Genomic DNA, 26,274 nt, shown 5'->3' with positions numbered 1-26,274 from the left:
CCTCAGGACTTCTTGCCCTGCTGCTCGTTCGGATCGCGCAGCTCGGGCACCAGAACGTTCACGTAGGCGCTGGAACGCATCTCGCGCAGATAGTCGTCGTACGCCTGCTCCGCCTTGCGGTTGCCGATGGCCTGACGGGCCTGATTGCGCTCCATCTCTTCGGTGCGGTCGGTCTCGCGGGTACCGAGGCGCTCCAGAATGTGCCAGCCGATTTCGCTCTGGAACGGCTGTGCCACCTGATTGTCCTTCAGCTGCACCACGTGCTGGCCCACCAGGGTGCCCCAGTCGCCCTGCAAGAACCAACCCATGTCGCCGCCGTTGTTGGCGGTGGTGTCGTCCTTCGAGTACTCCTTCGCCAACTTGGCGAAGTCCTCGTGCTTGTTGACGATGCGGTTGTACAAGTCATCCGCCTTCTGATGGGCCTGTTCCGGCGTGACCAGTTCGCTGGGCTTGATCAGGATCTGGCGGGCGTGGAATTCCTGCATCATCTGACGGCTCGGCTGGCGCTGCTCCATCAGCTTCAGGATATGGAAGCCAGTGGGGCCGCGCAGGGCCGGGGTGACATCACCCGCCTTCATGTTGGAAACGGCGTCCGCGAACGCGGGCGGGATCTCGTCCATGCGGCGCCAACCCAGATCGCCGCCTTCCAGCGCGTCCTGAGCATCGGAGTAGCGGATGGCCGCGGCGTGGAAATCCATGCCGCCCTTGATGGCATTGGTGGCCTGCTCGGCCTTGTCCTGGGCTGCCTTGATGTCGGCGGCGGTGGCGCCTGCCGGCAGGCCGACCTGGATATGGGCCAGGTGCACCTCGCCAGCCTTGTAGGTCGGGCTGGCCAGCATGTTGTTGATTTCGCTGTCGGTGATGGTCACCTGGTCATGCACCACGTTGTCGTGCAGACGCTGGACCAGCAGCTGGTCGCCCAGCTGGCGACGGAACGCGGCGAAACTGTTGCCTTCCGATTCCACGGCCGAACGGAGCTGCTCTGGGCTCATGTGGTTCTGCTGGGCCACGGCCGCCACGGCCTGGTCGACGTCGGCGTCGGATACGCGAATACCCTGGTCGTCGGCACGCTGAACCTGCAGCTTCATCAGGATGAGGCGGTCGAGCACCTGGCGGCGCAGCACGTCCATCGGAGGCAGCTGGCCGGGGTTGCTAGCGTACTGCTGCTGGACCGAACGCACGGCCTCGTTCAGCTCGCTCTGCAGGATCACCCCCTCGTCCACCACCGCCACGATACGGTCAAGCGGCTGGTCGCCACCGGCCGCCGCCTGGGGCAACAGCTGGGCATGGGCGGGCAGGGCGGTCGCGGTAGCGATCGCGAGCAGGAACAACGCGAGGGGCTGCTTCATCAGTCCGGGGCCTTCAATCGCCTGAGGCGACAGGGAAGTTATTGATAACCAAGAATACCATTGCGCAGGGCGTTTTCCGACTGACCCGTGAACCCACCCATGCCCTTGAACTGGATCTCAAGCATGACGGAGTTGTAGGCCGAGCCGATCTGCGTGGTGTAGTCGTACGTATTTACATAGTGCCGTCCGACCAGGCGCAGCGCGACGCAACAGGTGTCGTACTCCACGCCGGCCAGGGCTTCCACGGTCTTCTTGTCGAGTACCGAGTAGGTCCAGTGGCCAATCAGGCGCCAGCGGTCGGAGACGGGGTAGACCACGGACGCGTCGTATTGTTCCAGCAACGGCGCATTGGTACCGGGCTGGCGGCGGTAGCGGTACGAAAAGTTGACGATGCCGTCGGTCTTGATGCGCTTCTGGAACGTGATGGCGCCCAGGTCGGTGAGACTGGTATTGGGGTTCCACTGGTACTGGGACATCACCTTCCAGTCGTCATTGAGCTGGGTGGTGAAGTCCACCGCGTAGTCCGAGCCGGACCAGTTGGTGGCCGGCGTGACGGTGTTCACCCCATTGGGCAACTGCACGCGCTGCTGGGTGAAATAGCGGATCTGGCCGAAGCTGGCCGACAGCCGCTCCACGCCATTGTCGTCAAGCAGGCGCGTGGTGAGCGCCGCACTGAGGTTGTTCGCGTTCATCTGACGGTCCGCGCCCGAATACATGTTGGGCGTGAACAGTTGCCACGAGTCGAACGACATCAGGTTGGTGTCGAACAGCGGGATGTTGTCCTGATTGCGATACGGCACGTACAGGTAATACAGGCGCGGCTCGAGCGTCTGCGTGTAGCTGGTGCCGAACAAGGACGTGTAGCGATCGAAGACCAGGCCGCTGTCCAGGCTGACTACCGGCAGGGAGCGGCTGGGCGTGCGGCTGGTGAACGGCGTGGCGACGCCCGGCGACAGGATCCCCGGGGTATACCCGTACATGTTGTACTGGCCGGTCAGGTCGTACGTCGTGTAACGGTAGGCCAGTTTGGGTTTGACGTACCACGAGGCGCCACGGAAATCCGCGGCGAGGTAGGGGTAGAGGTCCAGGCGATTGCCTTCCACCACGTCTTCCTTGCGGAATGCCACGGCCTCGGTGCTGGCACCGAACTCCAGCCAGCGATTGATCGGCCAGTCGACATTGAAAGCCGCGCGGGGCCAGCGCTTGTACTGAAGCACGGTGTCGGGCAGCGAGGGATCGAGGTTCTGGTAGTAATCCGCGCCGAACTGCGCGTTCCAGAACGCCGCGCCCCACTTGCCACTGCCGTTGACGTAGGTGCTGGAGGCCAGCGTGCCGGTGGCCGACGTGTACAAGTCATTGCCGAAGTCACGCAGATAGTTGCGGTCCGATGCGCGGTTGATGGAGGTGTAGAACGACCACGGGCCGTAGATGTGCGAGTAGTCGTTGTACTTCAGCAACCAGCGGTCGGTGTCCTTGGTGTTGGCGACGCTGTCGGGAGCGCTGTCGCCACGATCGTGCGGCAGGTACTCGAAGTTAATCTGGCCAAGGGTTCCCGGAATCAGATAGCGGAATTCGCCGGCCAGCATCACGCCGCGCTCGGTATAGATGCGCGGATCCAGCGTGGCGTCGTAGTTCGGCGCCAGATTGAGATAGTAGGGCGCGCTCAGCATGAAGCCGCCGCGGCTGGAGTTGCCCAACGACGGGGTCAGGAAGCCGGTCTTGCGCTCATCGTTGATCGGGAACGTAAAGGTCGGCAGCCAGAAGAACGGCACGTTGTACAGGTACATGGTGGCGTTGTGCGCCACGCCTTCGCCCGTTTCCTTGTCCATGCGGATGTCCTTCGCGCGGATCTCCCACACATGGTTGCCCACGTCGCACGTGGAATAGGTCGCGCCCAGGTAACGGCTGCGCTGGTCGTCCAGCAGCTGGCCTTGCGTAGCCACGCCGTTACCGCGGTTGGTCAGCATCTGGTAGGCGACGTTGTCCGCCGTAGCCGTGCTGGCATCCTGGTTGCCGCGCATGTGATCCGCGGACACCAGCTGGCCAACCTCCTGATAGCGCACGTTGCCGCGCGCGTCGTAGTCGGTGGTGTCGTTGTTGTAGTCGGTCACGTCCGCCTGCAGGCGCTGGTCGGCGCGTTCGAGCTTGACGTCGCCTTCCAGGTGGTAAATCGACTGGTTGGAACTGTCCACGCGCTGTGCCGTCACATACGTGTTTGACGTGTCGCGGACGGAACTGTCCTTGCTCAGCGTCGGGTCGTAGAACGACAGCATGGCGTTGGGGCGGCACATGGCGTAACTGACCGGTCGCCGCGCGCAGCGGAATGCCCCCAGCGGGCAGTTGGACACCGCCGGTGGTGGCATGTTGGACGGCGGGGGTGTGGGATCAGCCTGGCTCGACGTCGACTGGGCCTCGACCGGGCCGCCGAACAGGGCGAGAGCGGCGGCTACCGCCAGAAGGCGGCGCGGGGGCAGGTGGCGCGAAGGGAGCTTGGGCGTCACGATGGCAGTCTGTCGGCTGGGAGGCTCGTAAAACTATCAGAAAGCCCCCAGATACGGCAGTTCGGTGACACCCCCATCGACGAGGATTCCGCATGAGTGAGCGCAAAGTCGCCAAAACCGATGCCGAATGGCGAACCGAACTGACCCCCGAGCAGTACGCCGTTTGCCGCTGCTCGGCCACTGAGCCTCCGTTCAGTGGTCAGTGGTATCGGCACAAGGCGGCGGGGACTTACGTTTGCGCGGCGTGTCGCACGGGGCTGTTTGCATCGGAGGCGAAATACGACTCAGGTTCTGGCTGGCCCAGCTATTTCCAACCGTTGATTCGCGCGGCGGTGAGCCTGCATCAGGACGAAACCCACGGCATGCGCCGCACGGAGGTGCGCTGCGCCGGTTGCGATTCGCATCTTGGTCACGTCTTTCCCGATGGTCCCAAACCGACCGGGCTGCGCTACTGCATCAATTCGGTGGCGCTGGATTTCATACCGGCGCCCGACTGACCCAAAGCGAGGGGATATCAGGCTTCCAGCAGTTCGCCGACATGAGCGGCCACGCTGGTGGCCAGGGCCAGCAAGTTGTAGCCACCTTCCAGACTCGATACCAGCCTTCCGTCGGCGTGGGCGTCAGCGAGCCTGACCAGGCGCTGGGTGATCCAGGCGTAGTCCTCGCTGCCCAGTCGAAGGTCGGCCAACGGATCGTTGCGATGCGCGTCGAAGCCCGCCGATACCAGTACCAGTTGGGGTTTGAAGGCGTACATGCGTGGCAGCAGCACGCCTTCCCACAGCTCGCGGAATTCGTAAGAGCCATCGCCCGGCGAGAGGGGGGCATTGACGATGTTGCCCACGCCACGCTCATCCTCGCGGCCCGTTTCCGGATACAACGGCATCTGATGGCTGGAGAGGAACAGCACGCGCGATTCGCTGGCGAAAATGTCCTGCGTGCCATTGCCGTGGTGCACGTCGAAATCGGCAATCACCACGCGCTTGAGCCCATGCTCGGCGATCGCGTGGGCGGCAGCCACGGCAATGTTGTTGAACAGGCAGAAGCCCATGGCACGGTTGGCCGTCGCATGGTGTCCCGGCGGGCGCACCGCGCAGAACGCGCGTCCGCCTTGACTCAGCACCGCGTCGACAGCGGCCACCGTGGCGCCGGCCGCACGCAGTGCAGCCTCCGCCGAACCGGGGGACATCAGGGTGTCTTCATCGAGGCGGACGGTGCCGGAGTCCGGCTGCACACTCAGAATGTGCTCCACATGTTCCGGCGTATGCACCCGCAGCAACTGCTCGCGCGTGGCACGCGGTGCCTCGATACGGTCGAGGGCCGCGAACCGGTCATGATCGAGCGCTTGCAGCACCGCTCGCAGGCGGGCGGGCGATTCGGGTTGCGCGGGGCCGGGATCGTGCTGCAGACAGCTGGTATGCGTGTAGAGCCGCAGCATGGCGCCGGCGCTCAGGCTTTGGGCTTGCGACGGCGCTCGTGCTGCCACAGCACTTCGCCGTGGCCGCTGGCGCGAGCCAGGACGCGCGAGATCACAAACAGCAGGTCAGACAGGCGATTGAGGTAGCGCTGCGCCTGGGGGCGCACCTCTTCCACACGGGCAAGCGCAATGACCTCACGCTCGGCACGGCGGCACACGGTACGGGCAAGGTGGCAGCAAGAGGCTGCCATGCCACCACCGGGCAGGATGAAATCCTTCAGCGGCGGCAACGGGTCGTTGAAGCCATCGAGCACCTGCTCCAGCCGCTCGATGTCTGCGTCATCGACCATCGCCATGCCCGGTATGCACAACTCGCCGCCCAGGTCGAACAGGTCGTGTTGCACCTGGGTGAGCGTTTCGCGGATGTCGTCGCTCACGCCATCGGCGGCCAGCACCATGCCGATGGTGCTGTTGAGCTCGTCGACGGTGCCGTAGGCGGCCACGCGCAGCGAGTCCTTGCCGACGCGCGAACCGTCGCCCAGTCCGGTGCTGCCGTCGTCGCCCGTACGGGTGTAGATCTTCGAGAGGCGGTTACCCATCGTGACTTAGCGCGACAGCTTGGACGGGCCGGCGTGGCTCAGCGTGCGCGACAGCTGCAGGGCGAACGCATGCAGCACGATGCCCAGCGCCACATAGACCGTCATGGTCTGCAGGAAGAACAGGTACCAGTCACCCAGGTTGGCGAACCAGGCGGCCACGCTGCGCGGCTGCGGCACGCTGTTGCTCAGCCAGTAGAAGCTGCCGTTGGAGATCACATAGCACGCGGCCCAGCTCACCAGCACGGCGGCAACGGTCAGGCCCAGGCTCTGCAGATTCAGACCGAGCTTGCGGCGGGCCAGCCAGCTGCCACCCATCCACAGGCTGAAGTACGACGGGATCAGGAACCAGTAGGCCGCCGACACGCAGTAGTGGTCCCAGAAACTGATGCCCTGGTTGCTGATGACCAGATAGTCCACCAGCACGGCCTCAGCCATCAGCAGGGGGAACGCCCAGCGGACCGAGCCACGCAACCAGAAGCCAGCCAGGAAGAAGATGCCCCAGGAGGCGTCCCACACGTCGTGATGGAACAGCGAGAGGTGTACGCGCGTGACGGCCATCACCAGGGCAAGTGCCAGGAAGATGCCAAGGCGCTGGGTTTGCGTCGTAGCCATGAGTTGCTCCAAAGGTTGCGCTTGAGTGCAGACCGCAAGTCTATCGCAATTGGATCGAGCCTACGGCGCTATCATTGCGCGCCATGACTACCCCACATCCCCAGGCTGCCGGTCGGCAGCCGGTCCTTATTGTTGGCGGCGGCCTGGTTGGCGCCAGCCTGGCCATCGCACTGGACGCGGCTGGCATCGATGCCGTCATGGTCGAGGCCGCGGCGCCTCGCGTCGGCGAGCAGCCCAGTTACGACGAGCGCAATCTGGCGCTGGCACGGGCCACCGTGAATGGCCTGACGGCCATTGGCGTCTGGCGTCATGCTGCAGCGCAGGCCACGCCCATCCATCACATCCACGTCACGCGGGCCGGCGAGTTCGGCAGCGTACGTATGGATGCGGCGCAGCAGGGCGTCGATGCGCTGGGCTGGACCCTTCCTGCGCGCGAACTGGGCGCGGCGTTGCTGCGCCGGCTGGATGAATGCACGCGGTTGCGGCGTCTGGCGCCGGCACGGCTGGAGGCGCTGGACCCGACGCCGTCCGGCTGGCGTGCCCGCATCAGCACCGCCGAAGGCACCATCGAGATCGAAACGCCGCTGCTGGTGGGTGCCGATGGCACGGCGTCGTTCGTGCGCGACCGTATTGGCATCGATGCCGAGCGTTACGACTATGAGCAGACCTTATTTGTATGCACCGTGACGCCCGAGCGCGATCACGCGCACCGTGCCTACGAGCGCTTCGCCGACAGCGGTCCCATCGCACTGCTGCCGCTGGCGGCGCGCCGCTGCGGTCTCGTGCTCACCGTGCCGCGCGAAGAAGCAGATGCGGTGGCGGCGCTGGATGACGACGCCTTTATCGCGCTGGCGCAGGAACGCTTCGGTTGGCGCCTGGGCCGGCTGAGCCGGCCCGGCAAGCGACATCCTTATGCGATCCAACGCGTGGCGGCGCGCAAGCTGATCGCGGAGCGCGCGGTGCTGGTTGGTAATGCGGCGCAGACCGTTCACCCGATCGGTGCGCAGGGTTTCAATCTTGGCTTGCGCGATGCGCTGACGCTGGCCGAGCTGCTGGCCGATGCCGACGATCCGGGCGCCGAAGCCTTGCTCGAGCTCTACGCCAGCCGCCGCGCGGCCGATCGCGAAGGCACCATGACGATGAGTCACGGACTCGTTCAACTGGCCTGCCTGCCGCAACCGCTGCTTGGCCCGCTGCGTTCGCTGGCCATGCTGGCGTTTGATCGGGTCCCGCCATTGCAGCGCCTGCTGGCGAGGCGCGGCATGGGGTTTCGGGCTGAGCCGCCTCGCGCGGTACTGGAGCGTCTGCCATGAACACGATAGCGACGACGAGAGGCGACACGTCGCGTCGGCGTGGGCCCGCACTGGATGTGGCCGTGGTCGGCGGCGGCATGGTCGGTGCGGCCACGGCGCTGGCACTCGCGCGCGCAGGTTTTGCCACTGCGCTCATTGAGGCACGCGCACCGTCGCCGTGGTCGCTTCAGGACGAAGTGGACCTTCGGGTCGTTGGTCTGGCGCCGTCGTCCATCGCCTTGCTGGATGACCTGGGCGTTTGGGCGTCCATACGCGATTCGCGCGCGGGTCCTTATGCGCACATGCATGTGTGGGACGCTGCCACCGGCGCAACCATCCATTTCGATGCGGCAACCGACGGGCGCGATCTGCTCGGCTATATCGTCGAGAACAATCTCGTGCAGTGGACCTTGTGGCAAGCGCTGGAAGTGGCCGGCGTGCGCCGGCTGTGTCCGGCGCAGGTCAGTGGTTACGAAGTGCTGGAGGATCGGGTCCAGCTTGCCCTGACAGGCGCCGAGACGGACGGACTTTCCGCACGTCTGCTGGTGGCTGCCGACGGAGCAAACTCGCCGCTGCGTTCGATGGCGGGCATCGACACCGAGGGGCGCGATTACGCACAACGCGGCGTCGTGGCCCATGTCCGTACGGAACGGCCGCACGAAGGCACGGCGTGGCAGCGATTCCTGGAGACCGGGCCGCTGGCGCTGTTGCCATTGGCAGACGGCCGCAGTTCTATCGTGTGGTCGCTGCCGGAAGCCGAAGCGCAGCGCGCACTGTCCCTGGACGATCAGGCCTTTTGCGACGCGCTTGGCGTCGCCAGTGATTTCCGTCTGGGCCGCATCGTCGCCAGTACAAAGCGAGCGGCGTTTCCGCTGCGGTTGCAACTGGCCGGTAGCTACCAGGCCGAACGCCTTGTGCTGCTGGGTGACGCCGCCCACACGGTGCACCCGCTGGCGGGGCAGGGCGTGAACCTGGGGTTGCGTGACGTCGTTGAGTTGCGCGACACGCTGGTCGCTGCTCGTGAAGCCGGAAGCGATATCGCTGCGGCCCATGTCTTGCGCCGGTATGCACGGCGCCGGCGTAGCGCTGATACCTTCGATGCGCTGAGCTTCGACGCGCTGGCGCGCATCTACGCCTGGCAGTCGCCTGCGCTGGTTGCCGCACGCGGCCTTGGCGTACGTATCGTCAACAAGCTGTCGCCGATCAAGCGGAGGCTTGCCGGGCACGCTGCCGGACTCTGATATCCACGCAACGAGGAGTAGATGTCATGCGTATCGCTCGACTTTGCTGTTTGCTGTTGCTGTCAGGATTTGCCTTCGCCGCGCAGGCGAAGATGGTGCACAAGCCAGTGGAGTGGACGCAGGACGGAACGAAGTTCCACAGCGTGCTGGTCTACGACGATGCGGTGGCTGCGAAGCGGCCGGGCCTGGTGATGGTGCCGAACTGGTATGGCGTCAACGACCTGGCCGTGAAAAAAGCCGAAGGCATTGCCGGCAAGGACTACGTGATCCTTGTGACCGACATGTACGGCGAAAAAGTGCGCCCGGCCAATGACGATCAGGCCATGGCCGCCGTCAAAGTGCTCTATGGCGACCGTGCGTTGATGCGCAAGCGCGTGAACCTCGCGCTGGATCAGCTGAAAACCCAGGCGAAGGATGCGCCGATCGATGTGGGTAAGCTGGCTGCTATCGGCTTCTGCTTCGGCGGTTCCGCCGTGCTCGATCTGGCACGCAGCGGCGCCGAGCTGGCGGCAGTGGTGTCGTTCCACGGCGCGCTCAAGGCCGACGACCCATCACTGGCCAAGCAGATCAAGGCGCGCGTGCTGGTGATGAATGGCGCCGACGACAAGGGCACCATGCCCGATGCCGATGCCTTTATGGACGAGATGCGCGGCAGCAAGGCCGACTGGCAGTTCGTGGTGCTGGGTAATGCGGTGCATTGCTTTACCGAGACCGATCAGCACAAGGAAGGTTGTGCGTATGACGAGCGTGCCGCGCAGCGCAGCTATCGCATGATGCACGACTGGTTGCGCGGGGCATTTGCAGGTACCCCGTAAGGCTTTCGCGGATGGGGGAGCGCCTGTGCGCGACCCCATCTTGCGAGTACGTCAGAAGCTCCGCTGCACCGAATAATCCGCCAATGTCTCCAGCGCATCGCGCCACGGCGAGGCAGGCAGCTCGCGCAAAGCGTCACGTGCCGCATCGGCGTGCATCACAGCGCGCTCATGGGTACGTTCAAGCGCACCGGAATCACGGATGGCCGCGATAATGCGGTCGAGCGAATCCAGGCCGCCATGTTCAATGGCGTGGCGCAGCGATTGGCGCTGCTCCCCATCGGCACGCTGCAAGGCGTAGATCAGCGGCAGCGTCGGCTTGCCTTCAGCCAGGTCGTCGCCGATGTTCTTGCCCAGCGTGTTGGCGTCCGAGGTGTAATCGAGCAGGTCGTCGGCAATCTGGAAGGCGTAGCCCAGCTGCATGCCATAGTGGCGCAGGGCCGCCACCTGATCAGCCGGCAGGCCGCCAAGCAGGCCGCCCAGCTCAGTGGCGGCGGCGAACAGCACGGCGGTCTTGCGTTCGATCACGGCCAGATAAGAAGCCTCGTCCACATCGGCGTTGCCGATGTTGAGCAACTGCAGCACTTCGCCTTCGGCAATCGTGTTGGTGGTGTCGGCCAGGATGCGCATGATGCGCATCTCATCCAGCTCCACCATCATCTGGAACGAGCGCGAATACAGGAAGTCGCCCACCAGCACGCTGGCGGCATTGCCCCATAGGGCGTTGGCGGTTTTGCGGCCGCGGCGCAGATCCGACTCGTCCACCACGTCATCGTGAAGCAGGGTGGAGGTGTGGATGAACTCGATCACCGCCGCCAGCTTGATGTGGTGGTCGCCGCGGTAGCCGGCGGCATTGGCCGCCAGCACATGCAGCATGGGCCGCAGGCGCTTGCCGCCACCGGCGATGATGTGGTCCGCGATCTGGTTGATCAGCACCACATTGGAAGAGAGTCGGCCGCGAATCAGCGTGTCGACGCGCTGCATGTCCGCCGCGGCAAGGCCTCGTACGGTCGCAAAGTCGGCGGGGCGGCGGGTGGCGGCTTGAGTCGTGGTCATGAGGCAGTCGCGGCGTCGTATTCGTTGATTATAGAGAGTGTTGGGCCGTTCTGACCTATTTACCCGGGGTGTCACCACTTTTATTTGCTCTCAGATGCGTGTTGCGCCGACGAAGGCAGGCTGGCTGCCTGTCGAGACGGTGCGACGCGGAGATGCGGGCAAATAAAAGAGGCCCTTCGGGTGATGTCCAGCAAGCGCACAGGGCGTAGGGCGCGGCTTGCCCAGGCGTCCAGCCTGTGCGGCGCCACGCCCTACGCCCTGTGCGCTTGCTGGACATCATGCCACCCCGGGTAAATAGGTCAGAGCGGCCCTGGCGCAAGAAACCGCCGCGACACGGCACCACGGTTGGTTTTTTGAGGTGAAACGTATAATCCGGATCTGATGCGACCCTTTTAAGAAGCCCCGGTGAGCAAACTCTCCCCACTTGAACGGCGCAGTGCGCTGACGCTGGCCTGCGTGATCAGCCTGCGGCTGTTCGGCCTGTTCCTGATCATGCCGGTGTTTTCGCTGTACGCGAAACAGATGCCGGACGCGACGCCGCTGCTGATCGGGCTGGCGCTGGGCGTCTACGGGCTGGGTCAGGTGCTGTTGCAGATTCCGCTGGGATTGCTGTCCGACCGTATCGGGCGCAAGCCGGCCATCACCTTGGGGCTGCTGGTTTTTGCCGCGGGCGGGCTGGTGGCCGCGCTTTCGCACAGCCTGTCGGGCATCGTGATCGGACGCGCGTTGCAGGGCATGGGGGCGGTAGCCGGCGCCGGTACGGCGCTCGCCGCGGACCTGACGCGCGAGGAAAACCGCGGCAAGGTCATGGGCATCATTGGTGTATCGATCGGCGTGGCGTTCCTGCTGGCGCTGATCCTGGGGCCGCCGCTGGAGGCCGTTGAGGGTCTTTCCGGCCTGTTTGCTGCCACGTCGGTGCTGGCGCTGGCTGCGCTGGTGCTGTTGTGGCTCATCGTGCCGACGCCCGAGCGACAGAAGGCGCCGGCGTCGGCCGCATTCGGCAGCGTACTGTCCATGCTGGGCGACGGCCGCATGCTGGTGCTGAATGGCTCGGTGTTTTTTCTACACATGCTGCTCACGGCCAGCTTCGTGGGCCTGCCCCTGCTGCTGGCCGATCGCCTGCACCTGCCGGTAAACCAGCATTGGGAGCTGTATTTGCCGGTGATGGTGATCGCTGCCCTGGTGATGGGCGCCTGCCTGCATCGCATGCGCGAGGTGGCGCAAAGCCTGCGCAACGTTGCCGTGTGTGTAGTCGCCACGGGGTTGGGGCTGCTGGGTTTTGCCTTGTCCGGCGATCACCTGGCGGCGCTTGGCGTGGCGGCGGCGGTGTTCTTTTCGGCCTTCAATCTGTTGGAGGCCGCGTTGCCCAGCCTGGTATCCCGGCTCGCACCACCATCGCTGCGTGGCGCGGCGATGGGCGCCTATTCCACCAGCCAGTTCCTCGGCGCCTTCGTGGGGGGCGCCGTCGGCGGCATCGCGCTGGGCCGGCTGGGTGTCGAAGGGGTGTTTCTTTGCGCGGCGGCGCTCACTCTGATCTGGCTGCCGCTGGTGATGGTGGGTGCCCGGCGCATAGCAGGGGCGGAAGGGGGTGTGGGCGGGGCCATCGAGGCTTCCCCGGGCGCGTGATTCCAGGCGGCTGATGGATTGCGTTTGCCAAGTACAGCCCCAATGATCAGGACGCAATATCCTATGCTGGCCGCTTTGCCGACCGGGCGAGGTTGACGTCCATGGCCCATCACATCATCGAACTGATTGCGCAGTACGGCTTGCTGCTGGTCTTCATCAACGTGTTGGTGGAGCAGGCGGGAGCGCCGGTACCTGCGGTTCCCACCATGATCGTCGCGGGTGCGCTGGCGGCGATGGAAAGGCTGTCGCTTCCCGGCGTTCTGGCCGTGGCCTTGCTGGCCTGTCTGCTGGCCGATTTTGCCTGGTACGTGGCGGGTCGCCGCTTTGGCGGCGGTGTCATGCGCACTCTGTGCCGGATTTCGCTTTCGCCAGATTCCTGCGTCAGGCAGTCGGAATTGCATTTTGAGCGGTGGCGCGGCGGCGTACTGCTGGTCGCCAAATTCGTGCCCGGGCTTTCTACCGTCGCCCCGCCACTGGTGGGTGCCATGGGATTGCGTCCGGCGCCGTTCGTTCTGTTCGACAGTCTGGGCTCGCTGATGTGGGTCGGGATGGCAGTAAGTCTTGGCTATCTGTTCTCCGACCAGATCGATGCAGTGCTCGATGCGCTGGCCAATGCGGGCAGCATCGCGCTGATGCTGCTGGGCGGCTTGCTGGCGGTCTACATTCTGGGAAAGTGGTGGCAGCGTCACCGCTTGCTGCGCGCGTTGCGTATGGCGCGTATTACGGTAGAAGAGCTCAACGGTTTCATCGCTAACGGCCTGATGCCTGCGGTGGTCGATGTGCGTTCGGACGGGGCGCGGCTGGTCGATTCACGCATCATTCCAGGGGCTCTGCTGGCCGATGTGGATAGTGTCGACCGGATTGTTGAAGTGGTTCCGGTAGATGCCGAGCTGGTGGTTTATTGCACGTGTCCGAATGAAGCTTCGGCTGCAATGGTGGCCAAGGCGCTGATGTCGCGCGGCTATACGCGAGTACGGCCGTTGCTGGGTGGGTTGGATGCCTGGGAGGCCGCTGGTTTTCCGGTGGAGCGGTTGCCGGTGGCCCAGGATGTGGTGGCGACTGGGGTGGTCTGAGGTTTTTGTTCGCTACGCTTCAAATTTTGCTCCCTCTCCCCGGCGGGGAGAGGGTTGGGGTGAGGGGCGGGTGCTCGCGGTAACGTTCGGTCCCCTCACCGTCATCCCTGCGAAGGCAGGAAGCGCTTCACAACAGCCGAAGGCTGGTCATCCAGTGACTTTGCACTTTGCTTCTGGCCTCCGGTTGCCATAATTCCGCGATCTGGCCGCCTACGCGGCGGGCGTTTCGACCTTCTGCCGGAGGCCGAGTCACTTTTCTTTTGCTGGCCCAAAAGAAAAGTAACCCAAAGAAAATGGCCTTAAAGAGCTCGTAGCGTCGTGTTTAATACGAGCCTTGGGGCTCAAGGTATTCGGCACCTCACGATCCATCCGACACGCGGTACGGTTACACCGCAACGCGCCAACGCGGAGAGGGCTTAAAGCGGAGCGTCCCATGCTGTTGCTCCCTCTCCCCTTCGGGGAGAGGGTTGGGGTGAGGGGCCAATCTTGCGGTACTGCTTATATGTGCCCCATCGCAAGCTCGTACTTGATGGCGCCACCGAGCTACCGTTCGAGCCGCCCATTCCATCAAAATTTTACGCGTTCTATACGCCCCTCCCGGGATTTTGTACCCCTTTCTTATGGTCCGGTCCCGACAATTTACACCGTTGAATCACACGGTGAGTCGGCACACATGGATGCCATCTATCTTTTGTTTTCGTTCGTGCTGTTCGCGGCCGCGCTCGGCTTTTTGCTGATCTGCGACCGCCTCGGGCGACGCCCCTGACTGCCTGATGTCGCCGCTGCGGGCGGCCCCTAAGCATTCCCCAGGCTCACGCCTGTACTCGGGAGATTTACCCATGAACGCCATCTATGTCGTGGCTGCCGTCATCGCGGTGGCCTTGACGGGCTACCTGTGCGTGGCCCTGCTCAAGCCGGAGTGGTTCGAATGACCACCTTTGACTTCTTCCAGGTCGTGCTTTACCTGGCCGTGCTGCTGGTGCTGATCAAGCCGGTCGGCGATTACATGGCGCTGGCCTTTGCAGAAACGCCCAACCGGGTGAATCGCTTCGGCGCACCGGTGGAGCGTCTGCTCTATCGCCTCGCCGGTATACGTGCCGACGAGCAGATGGGCTGGCGGCGCTATGCCATCGCCATGCTGGTGTTCAACATGGCCGGCATGTTGGCCGTGTACGTGTTGCAGCGCGTGCAGCATTGGTTGCCGCTCAACCCTCAGCACTTCGACAACCTGTCGCCAGACCTGGCGATGAATACGGCGATCAGCTTCATCACCAACACCAACTGGCAGGCCTATGGTGGCGAAAACACCATGAGCTACCTGACCCAGATGGTGGGTTTGGCGGTGCAGAACTTCATGTCCGCCGCGACGGGCATCGCTGTGCTGCTGGCGGTCGTGCGTGGGTTTACGCGTCGTAGCGCAAACAGTGTCGGCAACTTCTGGATCGACATCACGCGCAGCACGCTCTATGTGCTGGTGCCGTTCTCGTTGGTGATTGCGTTGCTGCTGTCGTCGCAGGGTGTGGTGCAGAACTTCAAGTCCTATGTGGACGTGCCGCTGATGCAGAACACCACCGCGGTCGAAACCGTCAAGGATGCTGCAGGCAATACGATGAAGGATGCGGCCGGCAAGGACATGACTAAGGAGTCGGTGGTCACCACGCAGACCCTTCCGATGGGCCCGGCCGCTTCGCAGATCGCGATCAAGCAGCTAGGTACCAATGGCGGCGGCTTCTTCAATGCCAACTCGGCGCACCCGTACGAGAACCCGACGCCCTTCAGCAACTTCATCGAGATGCTGGCGATCTTCCTTATTCCTGGCGGACTTTGCGTCACCTTCGGCAGCATGGTGGGTGACCGCCGGCAGGGATGGGCGATTCTCGCCACCATGCTGCTGATCTTTGTCCCGCTCGCTTATGGCTGCATCGGCGCAGAGCAGGCCGGCAACCCGGCGCTGCATGGTCTGGCTGTGGATCAGCAGGCATCGGCGCTGCAGGCTGGCGGCAACATGGAAGGCAAGGAAACGCGCTTCGGCATCGCAGCCAGCGGCCTGTTCGCCACCATCACCACGGCGGCTTCGTGCGGTGCGGTGAACACAGCGCACGACTCCCTGACGCCGCTGGGTGGTCTGGTGCCGATGTGGCTGATCCAGCTGGGCGAAGTGATCTTCGGCGGCGTGGGTTCTGGTCTGTACGGCATGCTCGCTTTCGCGGTGGTGGCGGTATTCATTGCCGGCCTCATGGTGGGTCGTACGCCGGAGTACCTCGGCAAGAAGATCGAAGCGCACGAAATGAAGATGGCGAGTCTCGCCGTGCTGGTGCCTTGCGCACTGGTGGTGATCTGCACAGCCATCGCGGTGCTGACACCGGCGGGCGTGGCTGGTGTGGGTAATCCGGGCGCGCATGCCTTCAGTGAAATTCTGTATGCCGTCTCGTCCGCGACCAACAACAATGGCAGTGCCTTTGGCGGTCTTTCGGCCAACACCCCGTTCTGGAACGTGCTGCTGGCTGTGTGCATGTACCTGTCGCGCTTCATGCTGGCCATCGCGATGCTCGCCATGGCGGGTTCGCTCGCTGCCAAGCGGCACGTGCCGCCCTCGGCCGGCACCCTGCCCACGCATACGCCGCTGTTCGTCACGCTGCTCGCTTGCGTGGTGATCGTGGTCGGCGCACTGACCTTCCTGCCCGCGCTTGCGCTGGGGCCGATTGCCGAATTCCTGATGTCGGTTCGCTGATCAAGCACTTTGGGATAACGATTCATGACGACGACACATACTCATGTTCATACGGTGCGGACGTTTGATCGTCCGCTGATCCTCAAGGCCATCGCGGATTCGTTCCGCAAGCTTTCGCCGCGCCAGCAGGTCCGCAACCCGGTGATGTTCGTGGTGTTCGTGTGCAGCGTGCTCACCACCCTGTTGTGGGTGCAGGCGCTGACGGGACACGGCGAGGCACCGAAGGGTTTCATTTTCTGGGTCACGCTCTGGTTGTGGTTCACCCTGCTGTTTGCCAACTTCGCCGAAGCCCTGGCGGAAGGGCGCGGCAAGGCACAGGCCGCCGCCCTGCGCAGTTCGCGCAAAGACGTGGTGGCCAAGCGCCTGGCGGCTCCTTATCGCGATGCAGCCATCACGTTCACGCCTTCGTCGGAACTGCGCGTGGGTCATCACGTGCTGGTCGAAGCCGGCGAGCTGGTGCCGGGCGATGGCGAAGTGGTGGTGGGTGCGGCGAGCGTCGATGAAAGCGCCATCACGGGCGAATCCGCCCCGGTCATTCGCGAATCCGGCGGCGACCGCAGCGCCGTCACGGGCGGCACCCGCGTGCTGTCGGACTGGCTGGTGGTGCGTATCACCAGCAACCCGGGCGAGAGCTTTCTGGATCGCATGATCGCGATGGTGGAAGGTGCCTCGCGTCGCAAGACGCCCAACGAAATCGCACTGACGATTCTGCTGGCCAAATTCACCCTGATCTTCCTGCTGGCATGCGCCACGCTGCTGCCGTACTCGATCTACAGCGTGCAGGTAGCCGGCTCAGGCAACCCCATCACCCTCACCGTGCTGGTGGCGCTGCTGGTGTGCCTGATTCCCACCACCATCGGCGGCCTGCTTTCGGCGATCGGTATTGCCGGTATGGATCGCATGATTCGCGCCAACGTCATCGCCACCTCGGGTCGTGCAGTGGAAGCCGCGGGTGACGTAGACGTGCTGCTGCTCGACAAGACCGGCACCATCACCCTGGGCAATCGTCAGGCCGTGGCTTTCCTCCCGGCACCGGGCGTGGAAGAGGCTCGTCTCGCCGATGCAGCGCAGCTCGCCTCGCTGGCAGACGAAACGCCGGAAGGTCGTAGCGTGGTGGTACTGGCGAAAGAACGCTTTGGTCTGCGCGAACGCCAGCTCGAAGAAGGTCATGCCGAGTTCGTGCCGTTTACCGCACAGACGCGCATGAGCGGCGTCAACATCGGTGACCGTCAGATCCGCAAGGGCGCGCTCGATGCCGTGGAGCGTTACCTCGAAGCCAGCGGCAGCCACCTGCCGCCGCTGGTCAAGCGCATGGCCGAGGACATCGCACGTCGCGGCGCGACGCCGCTGATCGTCACCGAGGGAACGGCCGCGCTGGGCGTGATCGAGCTGAAGGACATCGTGAAGGGCGGCATCCGCGAGCGTTTCGCCGAGATGCGCCGCATGGGCATCAAGACCATCATGATCACGGGCGATAATCCGCTTACCGCGGCAGCCATTGCCGCCGAAGCCGGTGTGGACGACTTCCTCGCCGAGGCTACGCCGGAAGCCAAGCTCAAGCTCATCCGCAAGATTCAGGCCGAGAACCGCCTGGTGGCGATGTGCGGTGACGGCACCAATGACGCCCCTGCGCTGGCCCAGGCCGACGTGGCGGTGGCGATGAACACGGGTACGCAGGCGGCCAAAGAAGCCGGCAACATGGTCGACCTCGACTCCAACCCGACCAAGCTGATCGAGGTGGTGGAGATCGGCAAACAGATGCTGATCACACGCGGCTCGCTGACCACGTTCTCCATTGCCAACGACATCGCCAAGTACTTCGCCATTATTCCGGCGGCGTTTGCCACTACGTATCCGGCGCTCAATACGCTCAACGTCATGAGGCTGGCTACGCCGCAGAGCGCGATTCTGTCGGCGGTGATCTTCAACGCGCTGATCATCATTTTCCTGATCCCGCTTGCGCTGAAGGGCGTGAAGTACCGGGCGCTTGGCGCCGGTGCGCTGCTGCGCCGCAATCTGCTCGTCTACGGCCTGGGCGGCATCGCGGTTCCGTTCGTTGGCATCAAATTGATCGATATGTTGCTGGTCCTGTTCGGGCTGGCCTAACGCGAGGTTGGCATCATGCAAACACTCAAGCTATCCGTTTCACTGCCTGACGACACACACCCGGATATGGAATTGCGTCTATCGGCCAATGACGGCGCCTGTGATGTGGTCATTGCGTTGCCCATGCAAAACCGCCCACGTGTGCAGCCATCGGAAACGGGCGCAGTAAACGGCGAGCAAGACGATTACGTACTCGGCGGATACGCCGGCATCTGACAGCGATGCCGCCGGTATCGGCGATTCTCTTCAACCATCAAGAAAGGACGGCCTGCCCCGGGCCGGTGTTCAGGATAATTCATGATCTCCAAGAAGGTTCTTCCGTTCGCGTTGTTGCTCGCCTTTGCTCCGTTTGGCGAGACGTTGGCCTCGACGAACGATGCTGTATCCACCACCGACGTGGCGCCCGCGGCAGATTTGGGCCAGGGAACCCCCGCCACGCCGGTGGCGGCCAGCTCCGACTGCTCGCACGGCTTCTTCTCGCGCCTCGGCGCGGCCTATCGCGAAGACGCCCAGCCGGCAGACCCCAACGCGCAGGCGCCCGCCCGTCGCGGCATGGACGCGCCGCTCGATTCGCCGCCGTTTCCGAGCTCCGAATGGCAGCTCGGTGGTGTGCCGGCCCCGATCGGTGTGCCGAACGCCTACGGTCAGTACCCGCTGCAGAAGGCGTTGTCCTGCACCAAGGTTGGCAAGTGGATGGAGCGCAACAAGATCGAGGTCAACGGCTGGATCAATCCGTCGGCGAATGTGAGTTCGTCCAGCTTCTCCAACTATCCGCTGTCGTACGCAACGCGACCCAATCGTGTGGAGTTCGACCAGCTGGTGCTCAATATCACCCGTGTCGAAGACACCGTTCAGACCGATCACGTGGACTGGGGCTTCAACATCTCCACGCTGTACGGCTACGACTACCACTACACCGTCTCGAAAGGCGTGTTCAGCAATCAGCTGCTGAACAATCCGAAGGCGCATAGCGCGCTGCAGGGCAACATCTACGGCGTCGATCCGATGCTGTTCTACTACGATCTTTATATTCCTTCGGTCGCCGAGGGCATGATCATCCGTTTCGGCCGCTACCTGTCGCTGCCGGACATCGAAGCGCAGTTCTCGCCGCAGAACTACCTGGTCACGCACTCCATTCTTTACACGGTCGATCCCTATACGCAGACGGGCATCATGACCACGACCAAGCTCAGTCAGCAGTGGACGCTGCAGCTTGGCATCAATGCCAGCAATGACACGGCGCCGTGGAACCATTCCGCGCGTCCCACGTTGCAGGGCTGCGTGCGCTGGGTGTCGAAAGACAACAACGACATGCTTTATCCCTGTATCAACAGTTGGAATACCTCCGACTACAACTACAACAACGTGCAGATGTACGTGATGACCTGGGGCCATCGCTTCAGTCAGAAGGTGCACATGCAGACCGAGGCCTACTACATGTACGGCCGCAACATCCCGGGCTTTGGGTCGGGCGGCACGCCGGGGGTAGTGGGGTCTTCGCCGTATCCGGGTAAGGCGGGCGCTTATGGCGCGGTGAACTACCTGAACTTCGAGCTGAACTCCAACAACATGCTGTCGTTCCGCAACGAGTTCTACAACGACCAGAAGGGTCAGCGCACCGGCAATGCCACGAAGTACAGCAGTCACACGCTGGGCCTCACGCATTGGGTGTCGCCGGATCTCGAGATCCGTCCCGAGCTTCGTTACGAACACTCGTACGACGTGAAGGCCTACGACGAAGGCAAGAAGAACTATCAGGCGGTCGCGATCATTGACGCGATCCTCCACTACTGAGGTCCAGATCATGAGCAGGCTTTTGCGCAATGCGGTGGTTCTACTGGTACTGATGACGGTGATCACCGGCATCATCTATCCGCTGGCCGTTACCGGGCTGGCCCAGGCCATGTTTCCGTCGCAGGCGAATGGCAGCCTGATCGTGAACGATGGCAAGCCGGTCGGCTCCACGCTGATCGGCCAGTCGTTCACCGACCCCAAGTATTTCTGGGGTCGTCCTTCGGCCACGACGCCGCAGCCCAACAACGGCACGTCGTCCACGCCGTCGAATCAGGGCCCGACCAATCCGGCGCTCACCGATGCGGTGAAGCAGCGTATCGATGCGCTGCACGCGGCCGACCCGGGCAACACCGCGCCGGTACCGGTGGATCTGGTAACGGCTTCGGGTAGCGGCCTTGATCCGGAGATTTCGCCGGCCGCGGCGGCCTATCAGGTGCCGCGCGTGGCCAAGGTTCGCGGGTTGAGCGAAACACAGGTGCAGGCCATGGTGACCATGGCAACCACCGGTCGTCAGTTCGGCATGCTGGGCGAGCCCCGGGTGAACGTGCTCAAGCTCAATATGGCGCTGGATGGCCATTAAGGCATAACGTAGCGTTGTCAATTTTCCTGCCGATCAAGGGACTGCATGTCTGAACCTTCCCGCGAAGCACGCGCCGACGCCTTGCTCGATTCGGTGCAGGAAGAGCGCAGCCGGCGCCTCAAGATTTTTCTTGGCGCAGCGCCTGGCGTAGGCAAGACCTACGCCATGCTGTCGGCTGCGCGCGAGCTGAAGCGGCAGGGTGTGGACGTGGTCGTCGGCCTGGTGGAAACCCATGGCCGGTCCGAAACCGCGGCGCTGCTCGAAGGGCTGGAGCAGCTGCCACGGCGCAAGGTTAGCTACAAGGGCCGCGATTTCACCGAGTTCGATCTGGATGCCGCCTTGCAGCGTCGTCCTGCCGTGATCCTGGTGGACGAACTGGCCCATACCAACCTGCCGGGTGGGCGCCACGACCGGCGCTGGCAAGACATCGACGAACTGCTCGATGCCGGTATCGAGGTATACACCGCGCTCAACGTGCAGCACCTGGACAGCCTCAACGATCAGGTGCGGCGCATCACCAACGTCACTGTGCGCGAAACCGTGCCGGACGCGTTTCTCGATCGCGCACGCGACATCGTGCTGGTCGACCTGCCGCCACGCGAGCTGATCCAGCGCCTCAAGCAGGGCAAGGTCTACGTTCCCGAAACGGCGGCTGCTGCGCTCGACGCTTTCTTCTCGCCGACCAATCTCGTCGCCTTGCGCGAGCTGGCGGTGGATACCGTGGCCGGGCACGTCGATAGCGATCTGCGTGAACAGATGCTCGCGCGGGGCGGTGTCATGCCGGTGCGCCGGCGCGTGCTGGCCGCTATCGATGGGCATTCGCAGAGCGAGTACCTCGTGCGGGTGGCGCGGCGTATCGCCGAGCGGCGCGGCGCGCCTTGGAGCGTTGCCTTCGTCGACACCGGCGCCAGCCTGGACAAGGCACGCCGTGAGCGCCTGGATTCGGCGATGCGACTGGCGCGCCGGCTGGGTGGCGACACTGTGGTACTGCGCGGCCACGCCATTGCCGACGAACTGATTGCGCATGCTGACCGCGAAGGTATCGGCCAGATCATCCTTGGCCGCACACGCGAACGATTGCTGGCGCGCATGGTAGGCCGCTCGCTGACGCAGTTGCTGCTGCGTCGCGGTGCGCATCTGGAACTTACCATCATCGCCACACCCGCTGAGCGGGCGAAGTCGCGCTTGCGATTGCGCATGCCGGGCGGACGCGGGCGGCGCGGTGAGTACGTGTATGCCACGCTGGCGACCCTGGTCGGCTTCGTGCTCGCGTTCATTGCCGATCGTTATCTGTCGGTGGCGAATCTCTCGTTGATCTTCCTCACTGTCGTGCTGGTGGTGGCGGTGCGTACGCGCATGGCGGTGGCGGTGTACACGGCCATCCTGTGCTTCCTTGGCTACAACTTTTTCTTTGCGCCACCGCGTTACACGCTGGCCATTGCCAATTTCGACGACGTGCTGGCGGTGTGTCTGTTTCTCGTGGCGGCGCTGGTGTGCAGTCGTCTTGCCACCAAGTTGGCCAGTCAGGTGGAGTCGCTGCGCACGGCACACACCAACGCCCGTGCCTTGTTGTCGCTGGGCCAGCGCTTGTCCACCAGCACCGATGCGGCAGGTATCCGCAAAGTGGGCGCGGCAGCGCTGGCACAGGTGATGCGTTGCGATACCGCCATTCTCGCGCGCGATGCGAGTCAGGTGCTGCGCGTGGTGGCTTCGTCGCCACGTGATTTTCCGCTGACCACGCAGGATCTTGGCGCCGCAGCTTGGTGCGAAGATCACGCCGAGCAGGCGGGCCGTTACACCGACACGCTCAATGCGGCCCCGTGCTGGATACTCCCACTGGGCAGCGACGACAATCATCTCGGCGTGGCAGCCATGCGTTTTCCGCCGGGGCAGGGCGAGCCAGCGCCCGACGAACGCAGCCTTGCGCTGGCCATGGTGCAGGATATCGGCCAGGCGCTGCAGCGAGCACGCCTCGCCGAAGAGCTGGAAGGTGCGCGCGTGCAAGGTGAAACCGAGCGGCTGCGCAACGCATTGCTGTCTTCCGTATCGCACGACCTGCGCTCGCCGCTGGCCTCGATGATCGGCTCGGCCGGTACGCTGTCCAGCTATGGCGATAAGTTGCCGCCCGATGAGCGCCGGGAATTGCTTGAAGCAATTCTTGGCGAAGGGCAGCGACTTGATCGCTATATTCAGAACCTGCTGGATATGACGCGTCTGGGCCACGGCACGCTCAAGCTCAATCGCGACTGGACCGACGTGGCGGAGATTGTCGCTGCGTCGACCACCCGTCTGCGCAAGATGTTCCCCGATCTCAAGTTGGATACCGTGTTGCCTCAAGGCACCCTGTTGCTCTATGTGCATCCGGCGCTGATTGAGCAGGCGCTATTCAACATTCTCGAAAACGCCGCACGCTTCTCGCCGCCGAACGAGCCAGTGCGAGTGGTTGTACGACCCAAGGGCGAGCAGGTGCAGATCGACGTCACCGATCGCGGCCCCGGCATACCCGAAGACGAACGCGCCCGCATTTTCGACATGTTCTATTCGGTGTCGCGGGGCGATCGCGCGCCGCAGGGCACGGGCCTTGGCCTGGCCATCTGCCGCGGCATGATCGGCGCCCATGGCGGCAGCGTCGAGGCCTTGCCCGGCGACGGCGTAGGCACCACCATTCGCATTACCTTGCCTCTCCCGGCGCCGCCCGACAATTGAGAGCCTGTTCCATGTCTTCCCGTAGCCCGCGTTGGACTGTGAAGCGCGCCTGGGTACGGCCCGTGGCGATGCGCCTGACTGGCCGTCAGGTCGAGCCGCGGGCCGTACCCAGGCGCGCTTCACAGTCCAACCCTTCGGGCCGAGGCTGTTTGCCCGCCATCCCGCGTCATCACTCAGTCGTGTATCGACATACACTCCTTCGTTCTTCCTTGGCTGGCGGGCAAACCGCTCTCGGCGCGGGCCACGGGAAGACGTGGAACAGGCTCTTGACATGAGTGCCGCAACGCCCTGCGTGCTCGTCATTGACGACGAAGCGCAGATCCGCAAATTCCTCGATATTGGTCTTCGTGCTGAGGGCTACGAGGTGCTGCTTGCCGCCAATGCTGCGGAGGGCCTGGCGTTGGCGGCCACGCGCTCACCCGATCTGGTGATCCTGGACATTGGTCTGCCCGATCGCGAAGGCCACGAGGTGCTGTCCGAACTGCGTCAGTGGACTAGCGTGCCAGTCGTGATGCTGTCGGTGCGCGACGCCGAAAGTGAAAAGGTGAAGGCGCTGGACGCAGGCGCCAACGACTACGTGACCAAGCCCTTTGGCATCCAGGAGCTGATGGCGCGACTGCGCGTTTTGCTGCGCCGCCGCTCAGGAGAGCCTGAAGCGCCGCAGCGTTACGACGATGGCCATCTGGTCATCGATCTCGCGCGTCGCGAAGTGTTGCTGGAGGGCGCGCTGCTCTCGCTGACCCGCAAAGAGTACGCCGTGCTCGCCCTGTTGCTAAGGCACGCTGGCCGCGTGGTCACACAGCAACAGTTGCTGCGGGACATCTGGGGTGCCACCCATACCCACGACAGCCATTACCTGCGTATCGTGGTCGGCAAGCTGCGTCAGAAGCTGGGCGATGACCCGGCCACCCCGCGGTGGCTGAAAACCGAGCCGGGCGTGGGGTATCGCTTCATCAGTGGATGACCGGCGTGAACGATGGGAGATAAGCCCTGTCATTTGCCGGTGACGCTGCGCGCTCGAGCAAGTTCGGAAGCGCAGATCAGGGTCTAAGAATGCTCTGAAAATGCGCGACGCATCGCGCGCGCGGAAGCTCGCCGCTGGCGGCTATCTGCATCGCCAATTCGCATCAAAATCATGGGTTTTACAGCGTTGCGCTGCCGGGCGTCGCCTAATGCGCGAAGTGTCCGCGAATCTCTGCCCCACCATTCCTGGTTAACTTGTCACACCCCCCTGACGGGAATCAGCAAAGCCCTTCAGGGCCTCACCTAGGCTGCCCCTCGACTCGCTTACGGAAGGCGAGCTACGCCCGTGATCGTCGCTCGTGAGCGACGCGGGAATACCGATCGAGGGACAATGCAATGAACATGCGTGAATCAGCCGCGCCGCTTCAGCGCGGGGCGGTCATCAAAGACTGGCGTCCCGAGGATCCGTCCTTCTGGGACATGGCTGGGCGTCGCATCGCCAACCGCAACCTGGCCATCTCCATTCCCGCCCTGTTGCTGGCCTTCGTCGTATGGCAAATGTTCTCTGCCGTATCGGTCAACCTTCCTCAGGTCGGCTTTCGCTTCACCACGGACCAGCTCTTCTGGCTGACCGCGCTGCCCGGTCTTTCCGGGGCGACCTTGCGCATCTTCTATTCGTTCGTCGTGCCGTTATTTGGCGGACGCCGCTGGACGTTCATTTCGACGGCTTCATTGCTGATTCCGTGCGTTTGGCTCGGCATGGCGGTGCAAGATCCGACCACGCCTTTCTGGCATTTCGTGGCCATCGCCACGCTGTGCGGTTTCGGTGGCGCCAACTTTGCGTCGTCGATGTCCAACATTTCGTTCTTCTTCCCCAAATCGAAGCAGGGCGCCGCGCTTGGCCTGAATGCCGGCCTGGGTAATCTTGGCGTCTCGGTGACGCAGTTCGTTATTCCTTTGGTGATCGGCATGGGCCTGTTCGGTTCGATCGCCGGGGCGCCTGGGCACATGGCGGACGGGCGCTCGCTCTATCTGCAGAACGCGGGCTTTGTGTGGGTGCCGTTCATTGCCATTAGCGCCTTGGCGGCCTGGTTCGGCATGAATGACCTGGCAACTGCAAAATCATCCTTTTCCACGCAAGCCACGATCTTCAAGCGAAAGCACAACTGGCTTATGTGCTGGCTATACCTCGGTACGTTCGGGTCGTTCATCGGCCTGTCGGCAGGGTTCCCCATGCTGATCAAGACGCAGTTTCCGGGCATCCATCCGATGAGTTACGCATTCCTCGGCCCGTTGGTCGGTGCGCTGGCCCGCCCGTTGGGCGGCTGGATGGCCGACCGTCTCGGTGGCGCGATGCTTACCTTCTGGGTGTTCGTGCTGATGATCGCGGGAGTGCTGGGCGTTCTGCACTTCCTGCCGCATGGTGGAACTGGCGGTGACTTTCATGGGTTCCTCGTCTGCTTCCTGGTCTTGTTCGTGATGACCGGCATCGGCAACGCGTCAACGTTCCGCATGATTCCAATCATCTTCCGGACCTGGCACGAGCGACGGGCCGCCATGTCATCGGGTTCTGTCACAAGGGACGCGACGCTTCGGCAGGCTACGGTGGAGTCGGCCGCGACGATCGGGTTCAGTTCGGCCATTGGAGCCTACGGCGGCTTCTTCATTCCCAAAAGCTACGGCAGTTCCATCGCGTTGACGGGCGGTCCGCAGATGGCGCTGTACGCATTCATCGCCTTCTACGTGACCTGCCTGCTGATTACCTGGTGGTTCTACTTCCGTCGCGGTGCAGAGATCCGGTGCTGATAGATCCGGTACT

At 63.6% G+C, this 26,274-nt stretch carries 21 protein-coding genes; 15 read left to right on the top strand and 6 right to left on the bottom strand.

The features are described 5' to 3' along the window. Positions 1-2: 2 nt before the first annotated feature. The gene (locus tag OQE56_RS11550; protein ID WP_267224461.1) at positions 3-1,349 is read right to left on the bottom strand and encodes a peptidylprolyl isomerase; all 1,347 of its coding nucleotides are present in this window, start codon (positions 1,347-1,349) and stop codon (positions 3-5) included. A gap of 38 nt (positions 1,350-1,387) precedes the next feature. Next, positions 1,388-3,850: an LPS-assembly protein LptD gene (locus OQE56_RS11545; protein ID WP_267224460.1), complete on the bottom strand. Its 2,463-nt coding sequence runs from the start codon at positions 3,848-3,850 to the stop codon at positions 1,388-1,390. 92 nt (positions 3,851-3,942) lie between these two features. Between OQE56_RS11545 and msrB the strand changes: the two genes are divergently transcribed. Further along, on the top strand, positions 3,943-4,347 hold the full coding sequence (gene msrB / locus OQE56_RS11540) for a peptide-methionine (R)-S-oxide reductase MsrB (protein WP_267224459.1): 405 nt from the start codon (positions 3,943-3,945) through the stop codon (positions 4,345-4,347). A gap of 17 nt (positions 4,348-4,364) precedes the next feature. On the opposite strand, the gene OQE56_RS11535 is transcribed toward msrB, so the two are convergent. From OQE56_RS11535 to OQE56_RS11525, 3 genes are read right to left on the bottom strand one after another with little or no spacing between them, the layout of a single operon-like run. After that, positions 4,365-5,285 (bottom strand): histone deacetylase family protein, encoded by a 921-nt coding sequence (locus tag OQE56_RS11535; protein ID WP_267224458.1) that lies wholly within the window; start codon positions 5,283-5,285, stop codon positions 4,365-4,367. Positions 5,286-5,296: 11 nt separating this feature from the next. Next, positions 5,297-5,863: a cob(I)yrinic acid a,c-diamide adenosyltransferase gene (locus tag OQE56_RS11530; RefSeq protein WP_267224457.1), complete on the bottom strand. Its 567-nt coding sequence runs from the start codon at positions 5,861-5,863 to the stop codon at positions 5,297-5,299. Between the two features lie 6 nt (positions 5,864-5,869). Beyond that, positions 5,870-6,475, bottom strand: coding sequence for a hypothetical protein (locus OQE56_RS11525; RefSeq protein ID WP_267224456.1), 606 nt, complete (start codon positions 6,473-6,475; stop codon positions 5,870-5,872). An 83-nt stretch (positions 6,476-6,558) separates the two neighbouring features. On the opposite strand from OQE56_RS11525, the gene ubiH reads away from it, so the two are divergent. The 3 genes from ubiH to OQE56_RS11510 are packed head-to-tail and all read left to right on the top strand — an operon-like array spanning position 6,559 to position 9,823. Then, on the top strand, positions 6,559-7,788 hold the full coding sequence (gene ubiH, locus OQE56_RS11520; protein WP_267224455.1) for a 2-octaprenyl-6-methoxyphenyl hydroxylase: 1,230 nt from the start codon (positions 6,559-6,561) through the stop codon (positions 7,786-7,788). After that, complete coding sequence (locus OQE56_RS11515) at positions 7,785-9,008, top strand: UbiH/UbiF/VisC/COQ6 family ubiquinone biosynthesis hydroxylase (protein WP_267224454.1); 1,224 nt, start codon at positions 7,785-7,787, stop codon at positions 9,006-9,008. Before ubiH ends, OQE56_RS11515 begins: the two co-directional genes overlap by 4 nt. A 26-nt stretch (positions 9,009-9,034) precedes the next feature. Beyond that, positions 9,035-9,823 carry a dienelactone hydrolase family protein gene (locus tag OQE56_RS11510; RefSeq protein ID WP_267224453.1) on the top strand — a complete coding sequence of 263 codons (789 nt, stop codon included), beginning with the start codon at positions 9,035-9,037 and terminating at the stop codon, positions 9,821-9,823. A gap of 51 nt (positions 9,824-9,874) precedes the next feature. Here OQE56_RS11510 and OQE56_RS11505 read toward each other — a convergent pair whose 3' ends face one another. Next, the gene (locus OQE56_RS11505; RefSeq protein ID WP_267224452.1) at positions 9,875-10,876 is read right to left on the bottom strand and encodes a polyprenyl synthetase family protein; all 1,002 of its coding nucleotides are present in this window, start codon (positions 10,874-10,876) and stop codon (positions 9,875-9,877) included. A 405-nt stretch (positions 10,877-11,281) separates the two neighbouring features. On the opposite strand from OQE56_RS11505, the gene OQE56_RS11500 reads away from it, so the two are divergent. The 11 genes from OQE56_RS11500 (at position 11,282) to OQE56_RS11450 (ending at position 26,261) form a co-directional block, all read left to right on the top strand. Then, on the top strand, positions 11,282-12,502 hold the full coding sequence (locus tag OQE56_RS11500) for an MFS transporter (protein ID WP_267224451.1): 1,221 nt from the start codon (positions 11,282-11,284) through the stop codon (positions 12,500-12,502). A gap of 101 nt (positions 12,503-12,603) precedes the next feature. Then, complete coding sequence (locus OQE56_RS11495) at positions 12,604-13,575, top strand: VTT domain-containing protein (RefSeq protein WP_267224450.1); 972 nt, start codon at positions 12,604-12,606, stop codon at positions 13,573-13,575. Positions 13,576-14,414: 839 nt separating this feature from the next. Further along, positions 14,415-14,507, top strand: coding sequence for a K(+)-transporting ATPase subunit F (gene kdpF / locus OQE56_RS11490; protein WP_081804456.1), 93 nt, complete (start codon positions 14,415-14,417; stop codon positions 14,505-14,507). Next, the gene (gene kdpA / locus OQE56_RS11485; protein WP_267224449.1) at positions 14,504-16,306 is read left to right on the top strand and encodes a potassium-transporting ATPase subunit KdpA; all 1,803 of its coding nucleotides are present in this window, start codon (positions 14,504-14,506) and stop codon (positions 16,304-16,306) included. The genes kdpF and kdpA overlap by 4 nt, the downstream gene beginning before the upstream one ends. Positions 16,307-16,330: 24 nt before the next feature. Then, complete coding sequence (gene kdpB / locus OQE56_RS11480; protein WP_267224448.1) at positions 16,331-18,412, top strand: potassium-transporting ATPase subunit KdpB; 2,082 nt, start codon at positions 16,331-16,333, stop codon at positions 18,410-18,412. A gap of 15 nt (positions 18,413-18,427) precedes the next feature. After that, the gene (locus OQE56_RS11475; protein ID WP_267224447.1) at positions 18,428-18,628 is read left to right on the top strand and encodes a hypothetical protein; all 201 of its coding nucleotides are present in this window, start codon (positions 18,428-18,430) and stop codon (positions 18,626-18,628) included. Positions 18,629-18,709: 81 nt separating this feature from the next. Next, positions 18,710-20,206, top strand: coding sequence for an outer membrane beta-barrel protein (locus OQE56_RS11470; protein WP_267224446.1), 1,497 nt, complete (start codon positions 18,710-18,712; stop codon positions 20,204-20,206). 10 nt (positions 20,207-20,216) lie between these two features. Continuing rightward, entirely contained in the window at positions 20,217-20,786 is a 570-nt protein-coding gene (gene kdpC / locus OQE56_RS11465) for a potassium-transporting ATPase subunit KdpC (protein ID WP_267224444.1), read from the top strand. Positions 20,787-20,831: 45 nt separating this feature from the next. Then, positions 20,832-23,492, top strand: coding sequence for a sensor histidine kinase (locus OQE56_RS11460; RefSeq protein ID WP_267224443.1), 2,661 nt, complete (start codon positions 20,832-20,834; stop codon positions 23,490-23,492). 271 nt (positions 23,493-23,763) lie between these two features. After that, positions 23,764-24,456: a response regulator gene (locus OQE56_RS11455; protein WP_267224442.1), complete on the top strand. Its 693-nt coding sequence runs from the start codon at positions 23,764-23,766 to the stop codon at positions 24,454-24,456. Between the two features lie 401 nt (positions 24,457-24,857). Continuing rightward, positions 24,858-26,261 carry a NarK family nitrate/nitrite MFS transporter gene (locus OQE56_RS11450; protein ID WP_267224441.1) on the top strand — a complete coding sequence of 468 codons (1,404 nt, stop codon included), beginning with the start codon at positions 24,858-24,860 and terminating at the stop codon, positions 26,259-26,261. Positions 26,262-26,274 lie beyond the last annotated feature (13 nt).

Origin of the sequence: Dyella silvae (assembly GCF_026421305.1) — a bacterium.
Lineage (GTDB): Bacteria > Pseudomonadota > Gammaproteobacteria > Xanthomonadales > Rhodanobacteraceae > Dyella > Dyella silvae.
Note: the sequence above shows the minus strand (reverse complement) of the source record. Positions and strands in the feature narration are given on the sequence as shown.